The sequence below is a fragment of the Paenibacillus sp. TAB_01 genome (assembly GCF_043945595.1).
In the GTDB taxonomy this organism is placed as follows: Bacteria; Bacillota; Bacilli; order Paenibacillales; family NBRC-103111; genus Paenibacillus_S.
Window position 1 is genome coordinate 3,199,962 of record NZ_JBIFNP010000001.1, and the last position, 20,453, is coordinate 3,220,414.

Here is a 20,453-nt window from a genome sequence, read left to right on the forward strand (position 1 = left end):
TCGCTTGCTGAAGCAGGCTTTTCCCTTGAACCGGCGACTCATGCAGTTTGAGATGAACGGCTTCGATCAGCCCTTTTAGCTGCTCCCACAGCTGCGCCAGCGTCCTGCATTGATCGAGCAGCTGAAACGGCTGCCGGTACGGCTCCTGCAGCTGCTCCCATTTGCAGTCTCGGGCTAGTAAAACCGCACCTAATTTCCAGACAAAGTCGGAGAACAGCTTGCGCACCTGCTCCTCCTCTGCCGCTGGAATGCCGCGCTGCGACCATGCTTGAAACCTGTTCTCCCACAGACTGCGGTCCAGGATTGCCCAATGTCTCCAGCAGTGCCCGGGCTTCCGCATCGGTCTCGGATTCCTTCAGCAATTGCTTCGCCTGCTCATACTCCCAAGCTTTACGGGAATCCGGGAGGAACAGCCTGCCGCCTCCGCAAAAGAACCGAAGCGAAGCCGCCTCCACCGCTTCCCTGTATAAGCTTTTCCATGGCTTCATGCCGATCGTGCTGACTCCAATGGTTACGGTCAGGTTCGCATAACGGGACAGCCTCCGCTGGACGACGCTAAATAACTCATGGCTCCGGTTCCAAAAATACATATAGCTTGAGACCTGCGTCTGGTATAACAATAAAACATGCTCATCCGGCTGAACGATGACAATTTCCGCTTGAAGCCCTTTTGCTTGCAATACCTGCTCCAACACAGACCGAATGACCTCGCCTCCGGCTTCCCTGCCGTTCTCCGGCTGCTGCCTATCCGTCAGTATAACGGCCAATCCCCGTTCCTTCTCCGAGAGAACAATGCCAAGTTCCGCCAGCTGCTTGCGCACCGCTTCTTCATCCGAATCCGGCTGGAGCATTTTTTTGAAAAGCGCCTGCTTGCCGTTTATTTTATTGTTCATGTCAATCCATGGCTCAAGCTTGCGTTTGTCCAGCTCCGCTAAGGCTTTCTCGACAACAGGGAGAAGATAGGAGGGGGTCATATCCACCTTCACAATATAATCTAACGCCCCCAGTAAAAAAGCATCCCGGACAAACGCATAATCCTGGTAGGAGCTTAAAGCAATGAAAATTGCTTGATTTCCTATCCCTGTTCCGGAATCCTCCTTCCACCTTCTAATGAATTCAACCCCGTTCATCCGGGGCATTTTCATATCTACGAAAATCAGATCCGGCATAGGATCGTGATCTTTATAAAGAAGCGCCTCTTCTCCATCCGACGCTTCGCCGATAACCTGAACATTGAACCCGCCGGTGCTTAACAAATTACGCAAAGCCAGCCTGAATAACGGCTCATCATCGACAATCAGAATGTTATATCGCCCTGTCGTATGCATTCATTTCCTGCCCCCTTCTCCAATCGATTAGCAAGTCAACCAATAAACGGCAGACGAACCTCCACCCGCGTCCCTATGCCTTCCCTGCTTGTGATAGTTAACCCGAACGGCTCTCCGTAATGAATCCGGATGCGTTCATGGACATTTTTTATCCCCATACCGCTGAAGCTCTCTTCCTGCGCCGGGGCGAGCAGCTCTGCCATATCTTCGGAATCCATACCTACTCCGTCATCCTCAATAACAATCAGAATGCTGCTCTCGTCCTCTAAGCGGCCGGTTAACCTGAGCTGACCTTGCGTTTCTTTATACTGCAGCCCGTGCACAATCGCATTCTCAATAATCGGCTGAATCAGCTGCTTCAGAATGCAGCACTCCAGAAGCCGTTCATCCAAATCCCATTGAACTTCATAATTTCCGTAGCGGAACTCCATGATATACAGGTACTGCTCCAAATAGTCCCTTTCCTCCCGGATGGAATGCATCATCCCCCCGCGGTTGAACGTAGTGGAGAGCAGACGAATAAAGGCATCTGTCATCTTCTCGATGTTAGGCACCCTGCTGATGACGGCCATAAGCTTGATCGCATTTAATGTGTTCAGAAGAAAATGGGGATTGATTTGCGACTGCAGCGCGCGCAGCTCCGCTTTCGTCTTGGCCTGCTGCTGTTCTTCCTTATCCTTGATCAGTACGTTCATCTCCTGAACCATGGCATTAAATTTGCTGCCCAGCAGATAAACCTCGGATGGGCCCGAAGGGGTGACATGAAGAGGAAGCGAGCCTGTCTGCACCCGGTACATTCCCCGGACAAGCCTGCTGATCGGTCCGATAATCGTTCGTACGAAAAACCAGGATGCCAGCAAAAACAGCGCCGTACTGGCTGCCCCGACCCATAAGGTCGTGAGAAATACTTTCTTCAAAGGCGCAGTCAGCGAATCGTATGGGATAATATGAATGACTTTAAATTGGGTGACCGGTGCGGTAAAATAAGTAATGAACGATTTAGTCCCGTTAATCGCCTCCGTATATTCCCCGGAAGCATACCACCCTGTTTTATATAAATAAGAGGGCTGATCGAGCCAGCTCTGGATATACGTTTCCCGATTCGCCGCAATAGCCCGGCTTTCATTATCCAGGATGAGAAAATCCCCCTGCTCCTTCGTAGACGATTCAAACAAATGCTGAAACAGCGTCCCTTTAAATATAAAATAAATCGCTTCCACCCGGGTCTGATCCGCCATCTCTTCAGGGATAGCCACGGCAGCCGTATTGATGAACTTATCTGTAATCTCTGCGATGTCGTTTCTTTGCACACCCAGCAGCTTAATTTTCCCTTTATCCGCCAGCGATTTGTTATACCACAGCGAGGTTCTCATCAGGCTTTCATGAAAAGTGACGGACGGGTTGGTACTGTAATAGCCTCCTCCGCGATAGAAAAAGACAACGCCGATCAATTCGCTCGTATATTGAAAATAACTGTGCACCAACCGCTGCGCCTGATCGTCCTGCAGGTTAACGGGATTCTCCGCCCGATTTCGGACATGATCCACTGCCTCAAGCAAGCTTTGGTCCTTGAATAGATGACCCACCGTATTCGTAATTTGACTCGCTTCGCGGTCGATGCCTACGGATACCTGCTCCAAGGTTCGCAGCGTTTGCTGGGTCGACTGGTCGGTCACTATGGATTTATAGCTTTGATAGGAGACGATAACCATCGCAAGCAGCGGGATCATGACCACAACGATAAAACATCCGTACATGATGGTTCTGATGCTTAAGCGATGAAGCCGCGACAAGTTTATATTCATGTGAGGGAACAAGCTTGCACCTCGCTCTCTTCTGTTGACAGGCCCCGGTATTTTGTATGCGTTTCCATATTGCTCGGCATATGACTCTGTTGATACCACATCTGTTTCATGATGTATCCCCCTTGCTTTAAGATGATCTGTTTAAATCCTAATGCATTTGTGTATTTTGTCAATAGGGTTGGGCTGGCTGGCGGCAAGCAGTGCGATGAGGAAGTTATTCTCGCTTTTATTCTTCTCCAAATCCAAAAAAGCTGACACCGTTGGATAACGATGTCAGCTTGCTTCATGAATGTAAATGCAAAAATTTAGACACAGATACTGCCACTAGCTCCTATTGCTCGTTATACCAGCGAAACAAAGCGCTGTGATCCTCGCTTCCCCGCCCATCGGAGATAAGTTCTTGCAGCATCCCGTTAATCTGATTGGTCAACTTCAGGTTGGCGCCGATTCCATTCCCCATTGCAATGGCATTGTTCAGATCCTTCTCATGCAGCTGCATTTTAAAACCGGGCTGGAACAAACGGGACGCGATATTATCGATTTTGTTGTCAAGCACCCGGCTGGAAGCCAACCCTCCGCGTATAGCGGCGTAAGCGGTCTTCGGATCGATGCCCGCCCGTATTCCGAACTCGATCGCTTCCGAGACTCCGGCTATATTAATGGCAACGATCATCTGGTTGATCAGCTTGACCGTGTTGCCGGCGCCGATCTCGCCGACACGGGTTATCGTCGTGCCCATGACTCCCAATACCGGCTTGACCTGCTCGAAGACGGTCTCCGGCCCCCCGACCATAATGGCCAGCTTCCCTTCCATGGCGCCGACCTCGCCGCCGCTGACCGGCGCGTCCAGCATGTGCACTCCTGCAGCTGCAAGCTTCTCTGCGATCCGCCGAGCGGACATCGGGTTGATAGAGCTCATATCCACTACGATTTTGCCTTCGGAGATGCCTTCGAGCACACCATCCTTTCCTAAAATGACTTCCTCTACCTGGGGCGAATCCGGCAGCATCGTCAGGATGAGGTCTGACGCTTCGGCAACCCGCCGGGGATTCGGCTGTGCCTTTGCGCCCAAGGCTGCCAATTCTTCAACCGGTCTGACGCTTCGGTTATAAACATGAAGCCGGTAGCCGGACGCAATCAGATGCTTCGCCATGGGCTTCCCCATAATCCCTAATCCGATAAATCCGATTTCCATTTCTATTGTATCCTCCTGTTGAGCTATATTTATTGGATGCTTGGCTGATGTCCGCGAATGCTTAGGCTGTATTGCTGTACGTTCGTATCGTCCAGCGCAGATACGGTAAGCAGCAGCCCGTCGCCGCCAGTCTGCTCCAACACCATGACCTCTACATGCTTCTTCGTTCCCGGCACCAGAGTGAAGTAATTATCGCTGCACAGCAGCTTGTGATTGCTCTCCAGCATAAGCAATTTGCATACCGAGCTCGCTTCCAGCTCAAGCGCCCAGACGCCCGGCCCCGTTTGGGTCACTGCCACATTCACCGGCTTCGGTGTCACCGCAAATTCGGCAAGCGTACAGAAGTAAAGTGTATCCTCGGAGAGGATTTGACCGTTGACAATCCACTGCACGTGGATCAATTCCCGGGTTCTGTCCGTAATTTCCCCGTAATAAGCCGGAAGCTCAAGAACACGGCCCGTTTGACCCGGCTCGATGGAAACAGCCGTCTGCCACTGCTTCAAGATGCTGCCGTCTGCATTCAGATGCGCGACCCGAATTTCCCCTTCTACAGGATTGGGCGTCAGATTGGAGGCCAATACCCGGATATCCTCAATATCGCGATAGACGCCGACGAGCGTATCTGCGAATACTTTCTTCACCGCATAGTAGCTCATCATTGGGTGTCCCTTGTAATCGACGCAGCCGAACCCGAACAGCGGCCCTCCCTTGTTGAGTGACCAATACAGAATACCGCTGCAGGAGCTGCTTCTCAGACGAAGCATAGATAAGGCATGATAATCCGCTTGCGCTTGTTCGATTTCGAGGGAACGCAAGTAATCCTTAAGCGTCGTCACGTTATGGTAAGCGCTGTAGGGAAACTTCGTGAACAAGGCAATCGAGCTCCGCTCCTTCCACTTCCGCTGCCAACCCCGCTCGTTATAATCCTCCACGTCAAGCCCCATGGCCGCTTTCAGCGTCTCTGGCCGGGAATAGCTTTCCAGATTCCAGCAGGTTTCCGTCACGAACTGCGGATCCTTCGTCGCATTATAGAAATTGCCCCAGTTGTGCATATCCCCTTCCACCGCGGACTGAGACATCTTGCCGCCGTGCGGCGAGTTAACGACATAGGGAATCTCGGGGCAAAGATTAGCGGCAAGCTCCGGCAGCAGCTCATAGATCAAGCTGTCGCCATAAAACCGTCCATTTCGGCCTTCCAGTTCCACTCATCCCAGCCTTCTATCTGCTCGTTGCCTCCGCACAGGATTCCCATACTCGCGCGGTCGCGAATCCGTTTGATGAGCTCAACCGATTCCTGCCGGAATTCCTCTACGAACTCAGGGTCATAATCGGGATAGACATTGCTGTGGAGAAAGCAATCCTGCCAGATCATGATCCCGAGCTCATCGCAGCGGTCATAGAACCGGTCGGTTTCCACCGCACCGCCGCCCCAAATCCGCAGCATGTTATGGTTGCCCTGATACATAAGCTGAAACATTCTTTCGTACGCTTCCCAGCTGTCGTGTACCTTTAAATAGTCGAGCGGAATGAGGTTGGAGCCGCGGGCATGGATTTTAGTGCCGTTCACTCGAATATAGAACGTTTTCCGTCCATTCGGCAGCTCACGCACGACCTCCACTTGCTTGATACCGACCCGCTTCTCCGTTTCATGGAGTAAGACACCGCCGTGATAGACACGAAGCGTCAGCCGGTACAAGCTAGGCTTACCGTACCCTCGCGGCCACCACAGCTTAGGCTGGCTGATCAGCAGATCCAGTCGGACCTCGCTGCCGGTAATCGTTTCCGAAGCGACGGCAGACGACTGATTGATGTCCGTGTCCCATACAATGGCTTCCACTCTCAATTGTTCGTCCGGCAGGGCCGTTCTGTTCAGCTTCACATCCACCCGGGCGGCGGCTTCCTGTCCGTTCATCCGTTCTACGGCGAAATAGCTCTCCTCGATCCGGGTTTGCGGATACTGCACCAGAGCGACCGGCTTATGGATACCTATCCCAAGGACGCCGGTTCCCAGATTCAGCAAGCTGGAATTGGTGAAAAAGCTTCGCTGGTATCGGCGGATCAGCGATTTGCCCAGCAAGCCGCTCGGCTCGCCGGTACGGGCCATGCGAGCGGCCTCCGGGACTTTGGCCGCAATCATCCGGGCGTGGCTTTTCACATGCACCAGAAGCTCGTTCTCCCCTTCTCTGAGCAATGAGGGAGAAACTGCAAATTCATACGAACGGTAAGCATTGGCCGTATGGCCGAGCCGAACGCCGTTCAGCCAAATGTCCGAGAAGGTGTCCACCCCTTCAAATCTGAGCGCCAGCACGGATGAGGGAGTAATATCCGCCTCATAAAATGGGAAGCTTTTTATATAGATCCAATCGGATTCGGCTACCCAATCCGCAGCAAAAGCCGCTTCGCTGCTCTCATAGGGATTCGTCAGCTTGCCCGCCTTCACCAGATCGTAATGAACCGCGCCGGGAACGGCGGCATCGAGCCATGCCAAATCCTCCGTCTGCGGTACACCCGCTTCTCCTGCTTCTGCGCTCCGAGCATCTGCATAGCCAGCCACCTGCCAGACTCCCGTTAAATCAATCAGCGTCTTGGTTTTCACGCTCATGTCTTCCCTTCCTTTCCGGTCTCAATTATTTTAATTCGAGAACAATCTCGCCAGGCACATCCAGGGAAGAAACCGTGAGCCGAAGTCCTTCTTCATCTCCGGTCCGCTCCAGAATCTCCACGTCAATCTGCTTCTTAGTACCTGGCGCCAGTGTGAAGTAATTGTCGCTGCACAGCATCTTATGGCTGCCTTCCAGCATCAGCAGCTTGCTGACGGACTCTCCTTCGATTTCAAGTGTCCAGGCATCCGTCCGGTCCGTCTTCAGCACTTTGATCCGAATCGGATTCGGAACCGGCTCGAATTCCGAGAGCGTGCAGAAAAATAACGTATCGTCGGATACGATCACATCTCCGATGATCCACTGCACATGAATCACCTCGTTCGTCCGGTCGAGGATCTCCCTGTAGTACGATTCGAGCGTGAAGACCCGGCGTGTCTCATCGGACGCAACAGTGTCGGGCTGCTGCCACTGCTTTATCACACGGCCTTCCGCATTCATGTGCGTCACGCGGATTTGCCCCTGTATCGGTTCACGCGTAAGGTTGGAGGCGACGACATGGATATCGTCCATGTAACGATGAATGCCGACAAGCACGTCAGAGAGCACTCTTTTGAGCGTGTAATAGCTCATCATCGGAATTCCTTTGTAGTCGACGCAGCCAAACCCGAACAAGGGGCCTCCTTTATTTAGCGACCAGTATAAAATGCCGCTGCAAGAGCTGCTGCGCAGGCGAAGATACGATAAGGCGTGATAATCGGACTGTGCATGCTCGATTTCCAGGGAGCGCAAATAGTCCTTCAATGTCGCTGCATGGTGGTAATCGCTGAACGGGAATTTCGTGTGCAGCTCATGACTTGTGAGTTCCTTCCACTTATGATGCCAGCCGCGTTCGTTAAACTGCTCGACATCCAGCCCCATGCAGGCTTTAAGCGTCTCCGGCCGTGAATAGCTGTCGAGATTCCAGCAGGTTTCCGTTACGAACTGCGGATCCTTCGTCGCATTATAGAAATTGCCCCAGTTATGCATATCGCCCTCAACGGCGGATTGAGCCCATTTGCCTCCGTGCGGCGAGTTGACGACATATGGAATATGGGGGCAATAGGCGGCCGCAATCTCAGGAAGCAGCTCTTGGATGAGCGGTTCGCCGTAGAACCGGTCCAGGTCGGCCTTCCAGTTCCATTCGTCCCAGCCTTCCATCTGCTCGTTGCCGCCGCACAGAACTCCCAGGCTGGCACGGCCCGAATCCGCTTCACCAGCTCTACGGATTCCTGGCGGAACTCCTCGACGAACTCCGGATCGTAGTCGGGATACGTGTTACTATGCAGAAAGAAGTCCTGCCAAATCAGGATGCCGAGCTCGTCGCACCGGTCGTAGAATTTGTCGGTCTCCACCGCGCCGCCGCCCCAAATCCGCAGAGTATTATGGTGACTGGCTTGCATCAGGCGGAACAGCCGCTCATAGACGTCCCACGTGTCGTGCACCTTTAAATAATCGACCGGAATCAGGTTGGAGCCCCGGGCATGGATTTTGACGCCGTTGACCTGGAGATAAAATGTTTTGCGGCCGTTCGGCAGCTCGCGAATGACTTCCACCTGTTTGATGCCGACCTGCTTCTCGATTTCATGCAGCAGCGTCGTGCCGTCGTACAGGCGCAAGGTCAAGCGGTACAAAGGCTGCCCGCCATACCCGCGGGGCCACCACAGTCTCGGTTCCTGCATCGTGAGCCGCAGGTCAGTCTCTCCGCCGGTGACTGCCGCGCTGTGGACCGCCGCTGGCTGGCGCATATCCGGCTGCTGCAGCACGGCTTCTATCGTCAACGCTTGGCCAATTTCCGACAGGGGCCGATTCAGCTTCACCTCAACCCGAACATCCGCTTGGCTCGCGGTCAATTGCTGCACGCTGAAATAGCTCTCTTCGATTCGAAGCTTAGGGTAGGCGATCAGGCGGACCGGCTTGTGAATACCGATGCCGAGCACCCCCGTTCCCAGATTCAATAAGCTGGAGTTACTGTAAAAATTTCTTTGATACCGCCGGATCAAAGACTTCCCCCGATAGGCAGTCGGGTTGCGGGAAACCTGCAGCCTGCGCTTTGCTTCATCGGCTTTCCCTTCTGTCATCCGGAAATGATTCTTTACATGCACGATCAATCGGTTTTCCCCTGCCCTCAGCATAGAAGCGTCCACTTCAAATTCGTAGGAACGGTACGCGTTCGCCGTCTGACCCAGCAGCCTGTCATTCAGCCAAATGTCAGCATAAGTATCGATGCCGTCAATGCGAAGCGCGAAGGCAGCGCCATCAGACAGCTCTTGCTCTAGCTCAAACTCCCTTGTATAGATCCAATCGGTTTGAGCTACCCATTCCGCAGCATGGGCCGCTTGCGTGCTGGCAAACGGATTCTCCAGCTTGCCAGACTTGACCAGATCATAATGAACCGCACCGGGAACGGCGGCATCCATCCAATCGAGCGTTTCCGTGTCAGGCTGGACGTCCTTCCTGTCGGCTACATATTCATAGGCGGCCAGTTTCCAATCGCCGTCCAGGCTCAATATTTCCTGATTGCGCACGCTTCCCTCTCCCCTCATCTAATCGCTTCTCGTACGTTCTCTTATGACTTCGTGTAGACATCGTTTGCCTTCAGCTCGTTCACCAGCGGCAAGCCTGCGCGGTACCGGTTAATGTTCTCGCAGATGATATCGAGCGAACGCGCGACCAAGTCCGGCATCTCTGGTGTACAATGCGGCGTAATGACCATATTCGGCGCATCCCACAGCGGGCTATCCGCCGGAAGCGGCTCCTGTTCGAACGTATCCGATCCGGCTCCGGCGATCAGACCGTTATGCAGCGCATGGACAAGCGCTTTCTCGTCGACAACCGGACCGCGGGCCATATTAATCAAATAAGCGGTATTTTTCATCAGCTGCAGCTGGCGTTCTCCGATCATATGATAGGTTTCGTCGGATAAACGAACCGACAGCACGACGACATCACTTTCACGCAGCAGCTCGTCGATCGTTTCCCCGCGGTCGGCGCAGTACAGCTGATCGACGCCTTCGGGAAGTCCGGTAATACTGCGGCGGTAGCCAAGCACACGCATGCCTAGCGCTTTGGCCCGGATAGCCAGCTCCGTCCCCGTAAAACCCATGCCAATAATCCCCATCGTTTTACCGTACAAGCCTCTGCGGTCTTCATAGCCGGGAATCCCTCTCCAGCGGTGGGCTTTCTGCGCGTCATGCAAGCCGTGGGCATCGTAAACGAGAGAAAGCGTCAGGAACAAAATATGCTCGGCCAGCACGGGACCGGAGCGCCCCGCCGAGCCTGTGACATGCAGCCCTTTCTCGAACACGCCGGGGCGTGCGGATTTGTTCAGGCCCGAATGATCGCAGTGAATCCAGCGCAGCTTGGGGGCAGCAATATATCTGTCGTCCAGATCGCTTTGCAGAATGGCGACGTCGGCTACCTTCAAAGCCTCGGCGATACCGGCCGAATCGTCCTTGTTGAGGTGGATAAAGTTCACCTCCGGCCCAAATGCATTTTTCAGCTTCTCTAAATGCCAGCCTGTATAAGGTACCGTAGCCAATACATGATGAATTGTGTTCCCTTTGCTCATCTTGCACTCTCCATTCGAATGATATTGAGTTTAACGAATCTCGGCTTCAACCCTTGATGGAGCCGAGCATGACGCCCTTGGCAAAGTACTTTTGCAAGAACGGATAAATAACCAGGATGGGCAGCATCGCCAGCACGATCGAAGCCATTCGGATCGTCTCCACCGGAGGGGCGGCATCATTGTCCAAGGTTTGCGCCACGCCGGACGCATCCCCTTCGATAACGAGCTGCTTGACCAGCAGCTGTAGCGTCCATTTTTTCGTATCGGAAATATAAATCAACGCGTTGAAGTACGTATTCCAATGGCCCACTGCAAAAAAAAGCGTGAACGCTGCAATCGCAGGCATGGACAAAGGAATGACAATCCGCCAAAATACAGCGAGATCCGAGCAGCCATCGATTTTGGCCGCATCCTCCAGCTCGGAATGAATCGATTCCATAAAGCTTTTGACCACGACAAGACTCCAAGCGTTCGTCAAGCTCGGCCAAATTAAAGACCAGTACGAATTCAGCAGCCCCATATTTTTGACGACCAAATAATTGGGAATGACACCGGCATTAAAGAAAAGCGTTACAATAACGACCCCCAGAAAAATGTTGCGTCCCGGCACCCATTTTTTGGTCAAACCATAAGCCATCGTAAACGTAAAGAGCACATTCAACACCGTGCCGGCAACCGTGATAAATACGGTGCTCTTGAAGGAATTGATAAAGCTATTCGTCGACAAAATGTACCGGTAGGAGTACAGCGACCATTTCTCCGGGAACAAATAAAACTTAAACGGCACATATGCGCCTGGATCGGTAAACGAAATGCTGAGCACATAAAAAAACGGAAACAGGCTGATAATCGATATAAGGCCGAGCAGACTGTAATTGACGTAATCGCCGGCGGTTAATCGCTTCGTATGCACATAGCTCATCGGTATCCCCCTTCGGGTAATTTCAAGCCTTGCTTTGAATAAATTCAATAAATGCCCTCATGTCCCAGCTTCTTAACGACATAGTTGGAGCTTGCGACCAGAATCAAGCCGACAATCCCTTTGAACAAACCGACGGCCGTACCCACGCTGACATCTCCTTGCAGAATGCCCAGCGTGTAAGAGTACGTATCAAACACATCAGCCACATTATTGACAAGCGGATTCATCATGAGAAGAACCTGTTCGAAGCCGACGTCGGCCATGCTGCCTAGCCGCAGGATCAGCAGAATAACGATAGTCGGACGAATCGCCGGAAGCGTAATGTGCCAAATCTGCTGGAACCTTGTGGCGCCATCCACCACGGCAGCTTCATAGCGTTGCGGATCGACGCCCGCAACGGAGGCTAGAAAAATAATCGTGCCCCAGCCGCTCTCCTTCCACACGTTCTGGATCGTGAGAATGCCCCAGAAATAATGCGGATCGGATAAGAATGAGATTCCCTTTATTCCCAGCTTCATGAGCAGCTTGTTAATCATGCCGACATCTACCGACAGCATGAAAAACGTCATGCTCGCGATAACTACCCAAGACAAAAAATGAGGCATGTAAACAATCGATTGATTGAGCTTCTTGAATGCCTCGTGCCGAACCTCATTAAGCATCAAGGCAAGCACAATGGGAATCGGAAAGAAAAAAATTAGATTCATAAGGTTGATGGCCAAAGTATTGCGCAGCAGCACGTAAAAATGAGGATCCTTCAGCAGCTCGCTAAAATTACTGAATCCTACCCATTCGCTGCCCGCAATGCCGGCAAACGGGCTGTACTTTTGGAAAGCAATGACCAGCATCCACATTGGAAAAATTTTGAATATGCAAAAGTAAATGAGACCAGGTATGACCAGAAGATAAATATACCGGCTGGCCGCGATTCTTTTCAGCAGCCGCTTCTTATCGTAGTAAGACGCAGCCGGGTTTGCCAGCTTAAGCTGTTCCCTGGATTGCAGCACAGTTATGCTCCTTTCTGTCGAAGACAGCGATGGGAGTGCATACGATGACCCCCGTTGTAAGCGTGCGGGATCAGTTCGAGGTCCATCTCCGTTCTGTCCCGCGCTGGTTTCCGCCGCATCCGCATATTATTTACCGAAGTATTCCTTGTAGCTTTCCGCAAATTCCTTATAGGCCTTTTTGAAATCGGGGTTGTTGTTGATTTTGTCCACATAGGCTTTATACTCATCCATTGTGATTTGCCCGACGATAGCCTTCACCCCCATAGAAATCCACTCCTGCTGCACCTTCGGCCACACGGTCAGGAAGGTATCTGAATTGATGACGGCGAACGGATCCAATGTGCCCTTGTCATAGTAGCCGATCGAATCCAGATATTGGATCTTGGCGTCGTTATATTCCTGCGGCGCAGCCGAGCTGACGGTTTTCATATATTTGTCATAATAAAGCGCAAGCACCTGCCATGGGGCGCTGGAGCCCAAATCCTTGTCGCGCTGCTCAGTCAGCTTGATTTTCCCGTCGACCTTGTTGTAATGAATGCCTTCTACTCCGTAAACCGTAAGATCGTAGTATTCCTTGGTCGTCGTTTTCTCCATGTAGTCCAGTATTTGCCTTACCTTCTCTTCCGGTACCTTCTTCGAAATCAGCATAATATCGACGACGCCGGTTCCCCTGCTGATCGTGTAACCGCCCGGTTCCTTGCAGCATGACGGTCTCGACCTCAGCGTCCGGCTGGTCTTTCTTCAGCGACTGCGTGAACGGATAGTCCCAGCGCATGCTTTCATTTAAGTAGGCGGCCGCCTTGCCGGTTTGGAACAGCTCTTGGGCTTGCGTCGACTTCATGACGGCAAATTCCTGAGCCAGACTGCCGTCGGCATACAACTGTCTGAAATAATTGACCGTGTCCGTAAATTGCGGGGTCAGTTTATTGTAGATCAATCCGCCCTCCGCATTATAAGTCGGTTTATCCGCGCCGAACGCGCTGGAGAAGCCGCCTGTGCTCGTGCCCAACAAATCGGTTTTGGCAATAACGCCGAGGGTATCCTGCTTCCCGTTGCCGTCCAGGTCGGCAGCGACGATCTTTTTCAACGCTTCACGGAATTCCTCTACCGTCTTCGGCATCGGAAGCCCCAGCTTGGTCAGCCAATCCTTGCGGATCTTGGTCCGTTCGATACTTGAGCCACGTTCTGCGGAATCCCGTAAATTTTGCCGAGAATCCGGCTTGTTTCCCAAGCTCCCGGCGCAGAGTTGTTCTTGAGATTAGGATACTTGCTGAAATCCCCGAGAAACGGCGTTAAATCCCAGAAGGCTCCATTCTTTACGGCACTGACGAGCGCGGGGCTTTTCAAATTATTCGCGACCAGGACCTCCGGAATATTGCCGGAAGCCAGAATCAGATTCAGCTTCGTCGTATAGTCGCCATCCGGAATCCATTCCACATTCAGCTTCGTATTCGTTCTCTTCTGATACTCCTTCCAATAAGCATTGTTCATGTCAGGCACCTGGTCGAACAGCCGAACCGTCATTTGAATTTCGAGCGGTTTTGCTGCGCTGCTGTCGGAAGCGCTTCCCGAATTGGCAGCAGGCGCGTTCGATGCCCCGCCACCGCTGCAAGCGGCCAGAAGAGCTGCCGTTAAAGTAAGACAAGCAGTCGTTCGAACCGGCTTGAACACAGCATGTGGAGCGTGTGGATTTGACTTCACTGTTAACACATCCCCTTTGGATGAAATTTGGTGTGGTCTTGCTGGATTCAGATTAAACGGAAGTATGCAAGCGCTCAATAGTCCATTCTTATCTGTGCCGTTTCACGCGGAAATATCGGAATATCGGCACGGATATGGGCCAATCTTGTCTTTCCGGCTGAATACAGGATAAAAAACAGCCACACAGGAACATATGTTCCTTCTCGAAAGATATCCCGCTTGGGACGGCGGAGCCGGCTGAGTAAAAAATGGACTATTGCTTGCCACTATGAGATTTTTGCATAATTTGTTAATATTAAAGCTGCACTTATTCCATCCCTTTAGCCCGGCGGTTATGGAGGTACTTACGAATGAACAGCAACTATTTCAATCGTTTGATTTGGTTCGGATGCTTATCGGTTTGTCTCCCGATCATCCTTGCCGGTGTAGTTTATTACCACTATTCAATGAAGCAGGGGATATCCCGGTTTCAGGAAAACAGCGCGGTTTCCTTGAATATTATCCAGCAGTTTACAGAAAAATCTATGCATGATATCGAGGACGATTTACTTCAGCTTGCGCTCGATCCTCTTATCTCCGATACGTTCTCCATGCCGAATTATGAGAGAAACTATACCTCTCAGATGGAACTGCTCAATAAAATTTCGATTCACAAATCAAAAACGAGCCTGATCGGGGACATTTATTATTACAACCGGGCTGCCAACCTCGTCTTGTCTCATTCTGAAGGCTATCATAAATTCGACAGCTTCAAGTTTAGAAGCGACATGGAGTCACTTGACGACAAGCAGCTGGAAGGTCAATGGGTGTATTTACCGGAGGGCCGGCAAAACGGGTTCTTATCCTTTGCGTTGAAGCTGCCTTCGTTATCGACCGAGGAAAGCAAAGGACTGCTGATGGTCCAGCTGGAAACCGCTCAAATCACCAAATACTTCGATAATTTGTTATCGCTTACAAATAACGAATCGATTTATGTTATCGATGAACATAAGCGCCTACTGCTTCAATCGCGCAAAACGGGCGATCCTACATCCGGCGCTCTGAGTAATGATGTCATTCAAATGATTGGAGACGGAGAAAGTCCGAATGGCTTTTTCTTCGTAACAGGCCCCGATCATCAGAAATATTACTATTCCTATTTGAAATCGATGTCAGGAAACATCTACGTTTCGATGATCCCTTATCAGGCCATTATCGGAGAGCTGAGCTGGATCCGCTGGGTATCAATAGCAGCGGTGCTTATCTTTATCGCGGTGGGCGTGCTGTTGACCGTAATCAATCTTAAATACGCTTATCATCCGATCGTTAAGCTGATGCACAGTCTCGATAAGAAAGCTACAAGTATGCGCATCCGCGCCGAAACGTTAAGCGAGGAGCTGGCTCAGTCAATCCCTCCTTTGATGGAACGTTTTTTGCAGCAGTGGCTTAGTGGAAACTTTATCCAAAGCAGTACTTTGTACGATGAATTTGCCAAGTTCGGCATTCCGCTGGACCGCAATTACGTCGTGATGCTGGTGAAGCCGGAGAACCGGTTAAAGGACCGGCGCTTTCGCAGCGAAGATAAATCGGTGGTCACCTTTGTATTGACCAATGTCATGACAGAGCTGCTTAAAGAGCACACGTCTCTGCAAGGCTATGTACTGCACGATGCCGAGGGGCTCGGCACGGTCATTTTACACTTTGACCGCAGCGTAGCGCAGGAAGCGGCAATCCAGGACACAATCCAGTATGCGCAAGCGGTTCATCAAGCGCTCATGAGTTATTTGAAGCTTCACGTTTCGATCGGCATTGGGAGGCTGTATCCTCATATCGCCGATATCCGGGTATCGTATCGGGAGTCAAGATTGGCCCTGCAATACCGTTTACATAAGGACAACGAGGCGATTCTATACATCGCCGAATTGGAAGGACTGCAAAAGCAGCAGGCTTTCAGCTATCCCGGCCCTGCCGAGCAGCAAATTTTAGATGCCTTGAAGAAAAGAGATTACAATCAGGCCTGTGCAGCATTGGAGGTGTATACTCAGACCTTAAAAACATCCGAGTCCTACAATATTATATCCCAGGGACATTATGTGCTTCTCTCTTCTATTATCTCCTCTGTCGACCGGAAAGGCGAGGGTATTTCCGAGATTCTGGAGTACGATGTATTCGAGCAGCTAAGAACGAAGGAAAGCATCGAAGATATGTACGGGTGGTTTACCCAAACCTTGTTTCCACTCTATGAAAAAATGATAGACGAAAACTACAATACCAAGGGCCGGTGGGTAATTAAACAAGTAAGGGAGTATGTGCAAAACAACGTGTCCAAGGACATCTCGCTTGCAGAATGCTCCGAAATGTTCCAGACGACCCCATCCTATTTAAGCCGCTTGTTCAAAAAAGAAGTGGGCATGACCTTTCTGGATTTCGTCACGGAATGCAAAATTACAGAGGCGATGACCCTGCTGATCGAAACCGATCGCCAGATCCATGAGATCGCCTATGCGGTTGGGTACACGCATCGCAATTTCAATCGCATTTTCCAACGAATTCTAAGAATGTCGCCCAGCGATTATCGGGCGGCTCACCGTTAAATCGTAAATATGAGGAGGAATCGCTATGAAATTCGCCAGATGCAGACATAACGAGTCAGGCCGGGAAGTACAGGTCGTTGTCCGGGAGACAGCACTGCATGTTATTCAAGGGGATCTATTCGAAGATTGGCGCGAAACCGGCGAGATTTATCCCCTTTCAGAAGTCACGCTGCTGGCTCCGCTGCAGCCGAACAGTATTATCGGCATTGGGCAAAATTATATATCCGCCGGGATGGAGAGGCCTGAGCGCCTGCCCGACATTCCACTGTTCTTTCATAAACCTGTATCCTCGCTCATCGGTCATGAGGACAAGATCGAGATTCCCGTCGGACTCGATTACCTCAAGTTCGAATGCGAACTGGCTGTTGTCATCGGCCGAAAGGGAAAGCATATTCCGATTAAGCATGCACCGGAGTACATATTCGGTTACACGATAGGCAACGATGTGTCGGCCACGCAGCTGACCCATCCAGACGGCCACTGGATGCTCGTAAAATCCGGTGATACCTTTACCCCGCTCGGTCGCTTATATTGAGACTGAGCTTGACCCTTATGACGTGCTTATTCAATCACAGCTGAACGGCGAGATGAGACAGCAGGGACATACTGGACAAATGATTTATCCGATCATCGGCATCATTTCGTATTTGTCCCAATATATGACTCTTCAACCGGGTGATGTAATTCTTACGGGTACACCGGACGGTGTCGATCTGATGAGGTCCGGGGATACGATTACCTGCTCCATATCTGGAATCGGCTGTTTAAATAACTGCGTCGTATCTGCTCGATCTATATAGGTTGAAACAATAAAGCGTCTGACCTCAACAGGAAGTACGGTTTGAGCCAGTCCCCGATCCTATGCAAAACGCTTCCAAAACCACGATATACGCGGGGATGGAAGCGTCTTTGTTCATGTCTATTCAGGTCAAAGCGGTGGCTGCCCCTTAAGATTGCTATGTCATTTAATACAGTGTATAAATGACCTTGTTTTCCGTAAAAAACTGGCGGTTGCTGCTGCCGATAGAAAACGCCCCGAAGCCCGAGTGCTTGACGCCGCCGAACGGCATGTGGGCTTCGCTCGACGTGCCGTGATTGATATGCACCATACCGGCTTCGAGCCTGGCGGCAAACTGATTGGCATCGTTTAGGCTATCCGTAAATACAGATGCCGCAAGGCCGTATTCGGTCGCGTTGGCAATCCGCAGCGCGTCTTCTTTCGTATCGGCTTCGATCACGGCCAGCACGGGTCCGAATATCTCCTCCCGCGCAATGGTCATCGATTCCGTGACGCCGCCGAATAAGGCGGGCGCCATATAAGCGCCGGTATCGTAGGCTCCGCCTCGCAGAATCTCTCCGCCGCTCAGCAGCTCGGCCCCCTCTTCCCGGCCGAGCTGCACATAGCGCTGCACGGCCTCCAGCTGCTCCTTGTTCACGAGCGGCCCCATGTGAACGCCGCTCTCCCAGGCCGGACCGACCCGCAGCTGCCGGATCTCCGCAAGCAGAGCCGCCGTCAGCTCCTCGGCATGGGCTTGTAGCACCACGACGCGGCTGATCGACGTGCAGCGCTGCCCCGAGCAGGCAAAGGCCGCGGACACGATCTGCTTGGCAGCGCCTGCGAGGTCCGCGTAGTCCAGGACGACGGCGGCATTCTTGCCGCCCAGCTCCAGCTGCGTCCTGGCGAGGCGCTCGGCGGCGTTCGCTGGATCCGCAAGCCCAAGGCCGTCGAGCCGGTGAAGCTGATGCCCTTCACGCGCGGATGCCGGGTAAGCGGGTCGCCGACTCCGCTGCCTCCGCCGGTGACCATATTGACGACACCGGCGGGTACGCCAGCTTCCTCGAACAGCTCCATCAGACGCGCTGAGGCCCATGGCGTTGCCGAAGCCGGCTTGAACACGACCGTGCAGCCGTAGGCAAGCGCGGGAGCAATCTTGCGGACCGGCGTGACGACAGGGAAGTTCCACGGCGCGATGGCGGCCACGACGCCGATCGGGTAGCGGACGACCGTGTTCAGCACGCTGCGCCGCTCGCTTGGCACCGTCTCGCCCGCATAGCGGGCCGCTTCGCCCGCCGCATAGCGCGCTTCCTTCGCGGCGCGCGCCACTTCCCCGCGGGACTCGGCGAGCGTCTTGCCCTGCTCGGCGGACAGCCGGAACGCCAGCTCGTCGCGGTCGAGCTCAAGCAGGTCCGCGAAGCGGAGCAGGATGCTCCCGCGGTCCGGGCCCGGCAAAGCCGACCAGACGGCAAAGGCCGCGTCGGCGCTGGCCACCGCCAGCTCCACATCCGCCGCATCGGAATCGGCGAAATGTCCGAGCGTCCGGCCGTGCTCCGCCGCATGCGCAATGGCAAACGTACGGCCGGATTGCGCCGGCCTCCATTCGCCACCGATATAGTTGCCATAGCTTCGGCCGCTCACCTCCTGCAGCCAATTCAGCATTTCATGTTCATGCATCGCTTTAGCTCCTTTCCAGAACGGGCGCGAGAGCTTGATCCTTCGCCATAGCCGCCCGGCAGATTTGCTTTAAATCCTCAAGCGTCGGCTTCACCGGATTGACCGGCACATTGCCGGACAGCATCGCTTCTTCTACGATCCGGTCGAGCGCATCCTCTGTTACGCCATAATCCGAGAGCGTCTGTGTAATGCCGATATCCGCATTCAAGCGGCGAATTGCGGCAACGGACAGCTCGGCCGCCTCCCGCAGTGACAAATGGTCGGTCTTCTCTCCGAAGATGACGGCAATTTCTCTAAACTTCTCCAGGTTGCCGATTAAATTAAAAGCCATCACCTCAGGCAGCAGAATGGCATTGACGGTACCGTGCGGAATTTTAAAATGGGCGCCGAGCGGGATAGCCAGCGCATGGGAAAGCCCGAGGCGGGTCGGATTAAACGCCATCGCCGCAATCAGACTCGCCAGCAGCATGTCATGGCGCGCCGTCAAGTTTTCTCCCTGGACTACCGCCAGTCTTAGACTGCGGGCGATCATTTTCATCGCTTGAACGGACATGCCCTCGGATATGGGCTGGGTCGCTTTGTTCACGAACGATTCCAGCGCATGGGTCAGCGCATCCATCCCGGTTGCTGCCGTGACATGGGCCGGAAGAGTCACCGTCAGCTCGGGATCGCACAGCGCAAGCGTCGGGCAATTGTAGGCGCTCCCTACGCTTAGCTTTACCTTCGCTTTCTTGTCGGAAAGCACGGACCAGATGGTCAACTCGCTTCCCGTACCCGCCGTCGTAGGAACCGCTATGACAGGCGCGCCTTTGCGCGGCACTTTATTGATTCCTACGTAGTCCCTGATATTGCCGTCGTTGGTCATCATCAGCCCGACCGCCTTCGCCGTATCCAGCGAGCTGCCTCCCCCGACGCCGACCACAAGATCGCATCCCTCGGCTTTGGCAAGCGCGGTTGCTGCGTCAACGGACTCGATATGAGGGTCCGGCTCGATATCGGAGTACAGGATATACGGAATGCCCGCCTGCTCCAACGGCTCCGTCAGCTTATCGACACCTCCTGCTCTCAGGACGCCGGGATCGCAGACAATCAATGCTTTGCTTCCTCCAAGCTCGCTGACATGCCGGGGCAGCGTCTTCGCCGCTCCAACGCCGAACTCGATGATCGTCGGCAGCTCATATCGAAAAATACGGTCAGTCATAAAGATTCCTCCCCGATCTATTCATCAAAATGGTTAAGAGAATAAGGAGCGCTACTCCT

17 protein-coding genes and 1 pseudogene are annotated in these 20,453 nt (G+C 52.8%); 3 read left to right on the forward strand and 15 right to left on the reverse strand.

Annotated features, from left to right (window positions below):
- Positions 1–38 precede the first annotated feature (38 nt).
- From ACHHV8_RS15350 to ACHHV8_RS15410, 13 genes are all read right to left on the reverse strand, one after another.
- Complete coding sequence (locus ACHHV8_RS15350; RefSeq protein ID WP_395159325.1) at positions 39–1,328, reverse strand: response regulator; 1,290 nt, start codon at positions 1,326–1,328, stop codon at positions 39–41.
- Between the two features lie 35 nt (positions 1,329–1,363).
- Positions 1,364–3,085 carry a sensor histidine kinase gene (locus tag ACHHV8_RS15355; RefSeq protein ID WP_395159327.1) on the reverse strand — a complete coding sequence of 574 codons (1,722 nt, stop codon included), beginning with the start codon at positions 3,083–3,085 and terminating at the stop codon, positions 1,364–1,366.
- Positions 3,086–3,464: 379 nt separating this feature from the next.
- Positions 3,465–4,430 carry a 2-hydroxy-3-oxopropionate reductase gene (locus ACHHV8_RS15360; RefSeq protein ID WP_395163521.1) on the reverse strand — a complete coding sequence of 322 codons (966 nt, stop codon included), beginning with the start codon at positions 4,428–4,430 and terminating at the stop codon, positions 3,465–3,467.
- Positions 4,358–5,533, reverse strand: coding sequence for a glycoside hydrolase family 2 protein (locus tag ACHHV8_RS15365; RefSeq protein ID WP_395159329.1), 1,176 nt, complete (start codon positions 5,531–5,533; stop codon positions 4,358–4,360). Before ACHHV8_RS15365 ends, ACHHV8_RS15360 begins: the two co-directional genes overlap by 73 nt.
- The gene (locus ACHHV8_RS15370) at positions 5,488–6,930 is read right to left on the reverse strand and encodes a glycoside hydrolase family 2 protein (RefSeq protein WP_395159331.1); all 1,443 of its coding nucleotides are present in this window, start codon (positions 6,928–6,930) and stop codon (positions 5,488–5,490) included. The genes ACHHV8_RS15365 and ACHHV8_RS15370 overlap by 46 nt, the downstream gene beginning before the upstream one ends.
- Before the next feature lie 25 nt (positions 6,931–6,955).
- On the reverse strand, positions 6,956–7,957 hold the full coding sequence (locus tag ACHHV8_RS15375) for a glycoside hydrolase family 2 protein (RefSeq protein WP_395159333.1): 1,002 nt from the start codon (positions 7,955–7,957) through the stop codon (positions 6,956–6,958).
- Positions 7,906–9,495: a glycoside hydrolase family 2 protein gene (locus ACHHV8_RS15380; protein ID WP_395159335.1), complete on the reverse strand. Its 1,590-nt coding sequence runs from the start codon at positions 9,493–9,495 to the stop codon at positions 7,906–7,908. Before ACHHV8_RS15380 ends, ACHHV8_RS15375 begins: the two co-directional genes overlap by 52 nt.
- Positions 9,496–9,536: 41 nt before the next feature.
- Complete coding sequence (locus ACHHV8_RS15385) at positions 9,537–10,538, reverse strand: D-2-hydroxyacid dehydrogenase (RefSeq protein WP_395159338.1); 1,002 nt, start codon at positions 10,536–10,538, stop codon at positions 9,537–9,539.
- Between the two features lie 46 nt (positions 10,539–10,584).
- On the reverse strand, positions 10,585–11,460 hold the full coding sequence (locus tag ACHHV8_RS15390; protein ID WP_395159340.1) for a carbohydrate ABC transporter permease: 876 nt from the start codon (positions 11,458–11,460) through the stop codon (positions 10,585–10,587).
- A gap of 44 nt (positions 11,461–11,504) precedes the next feature.
- A complete protein-coding gene (locus ACHHV8_RS15395; protein ID WP_395159342.1) occupies positions 11,505–12,467 on the reverse strand; it encodes an ABC transporter permease in 963 nt (320 codons plus the stop codon).
- Between the two features lie 126 nt (positions 12,468–12,593).
- Positions 12,594–13,061 carry a type 2 periplasmic-binding domain-containing protein gene (locus tag ACHHV8_RS15400; RefSeq protein ID WP_395159344.1) on the reverse strand — a complete coding sequence of 156 codons (468 nt, stop codon included), beginning with the start codon at positions 13,059–13,061 and terminating at the stop codon, positions 12,594–12,596.
- Complete coding sequence (locus ACHHV8_RS15405; protein WP_395159346.1) at positions 12,964–13,698, reverse strand: extracellular solute-binding protein; 735 nt, start codon at positions 13,696–13,698, stop codon at positions 12,964–12,966. Before ACHHV8_RS15405 ends, ACHHV8_RS15400 begins: the two co-directional genes overlap by 98 nt.
- Positions 13,605–14,168, reverse strand: a complete 564-nt coding sequence (locus ACHHV8_RS15410; protein WP_395159348.1) for an extracellular solute-binding protein — start codon at positions 14,166–14,168, stop codon at positions 13,605–13,607. The genes ACHHV8_RS15405 and ACHHV8_RS15410 overlap by 94 nt, the downstream gene beginning before the upstream one ends.
- Before the next feature lie 350 nt (positions 14,169–14,518).
- Between ACHHV8_RS15410 and ACHHV8_RS15415 the strand changes: the two genes are divergently transcribed.
- The 3 genes from ACHHV8_RS15415 to ACHHV8_RS15425 are packed head-to-tail and all read left to right on the forward strand — an operon-like array spanning position 14,519 to position 17,541.
- Positions 14,519–16,741, forward strand: a complete 2,223-nt coding sequence (locus tag ACHHV8_RS15415) for a helix-turn-helix domain-containing protein (protein ID WP_395159350.1) — start codon at positions 14,519–14,521, stop codon at positions 16,739–16,741.
- A gap of 25 nt (positions 16,742–16,766) precedes the next feature.
- Positions 16,767–17,276, forward strand: coding sequence for a fumarylacetoacetate hydrolase family protein (locus ACHHV8_RS15420; RefSeq protein WP_395159352.1), 510 nt, complete (start codon positions 16,767–16,769; stop codon positions 17,274–17,276).
- A gap of 52 nt (positions 17,277–17,328) precedes the next feature.
- Positions 17,329–17,541, forward strand: coding sequence for a fumarylacetoacetate hydrolase family protein (locus ACHHV8_RS15425; RefSeq protein WP_395163522.1), 213 nt, complete (start codon positions 17,329–17,331; stop codon positions 17,539–17,541).
- Positions 17,542–17,706: 165 nt separating this feature from the next.
- On the opposite strand, the pseudogene ACHHV8_RS15430 reads toward ACHHV8_RS15425, so the two are convergent.
- Positions 17,707–19,193 (reverse strand): annotated as a pseudogene (locus tag ACHHV8_RS15430) (aldehyde dehydrogenase family protein).
- Between the two features lie 4 nt (positions 19,194–19,197).
- Positions 19,198–20,394: an iron-containing alcohol dehydrogenase gene (locus ACHHV8_RS15435; protein WP_395159354.1), complete on the reverse strand. Its 1,197-nt coding sequence runs from the start codon at positions 20,392–20,394 to the stop codon at positions 19,198–19,200.
- Between the last annotated feature and the right edge of the window lie 59 nt (positions 20,395–20,453).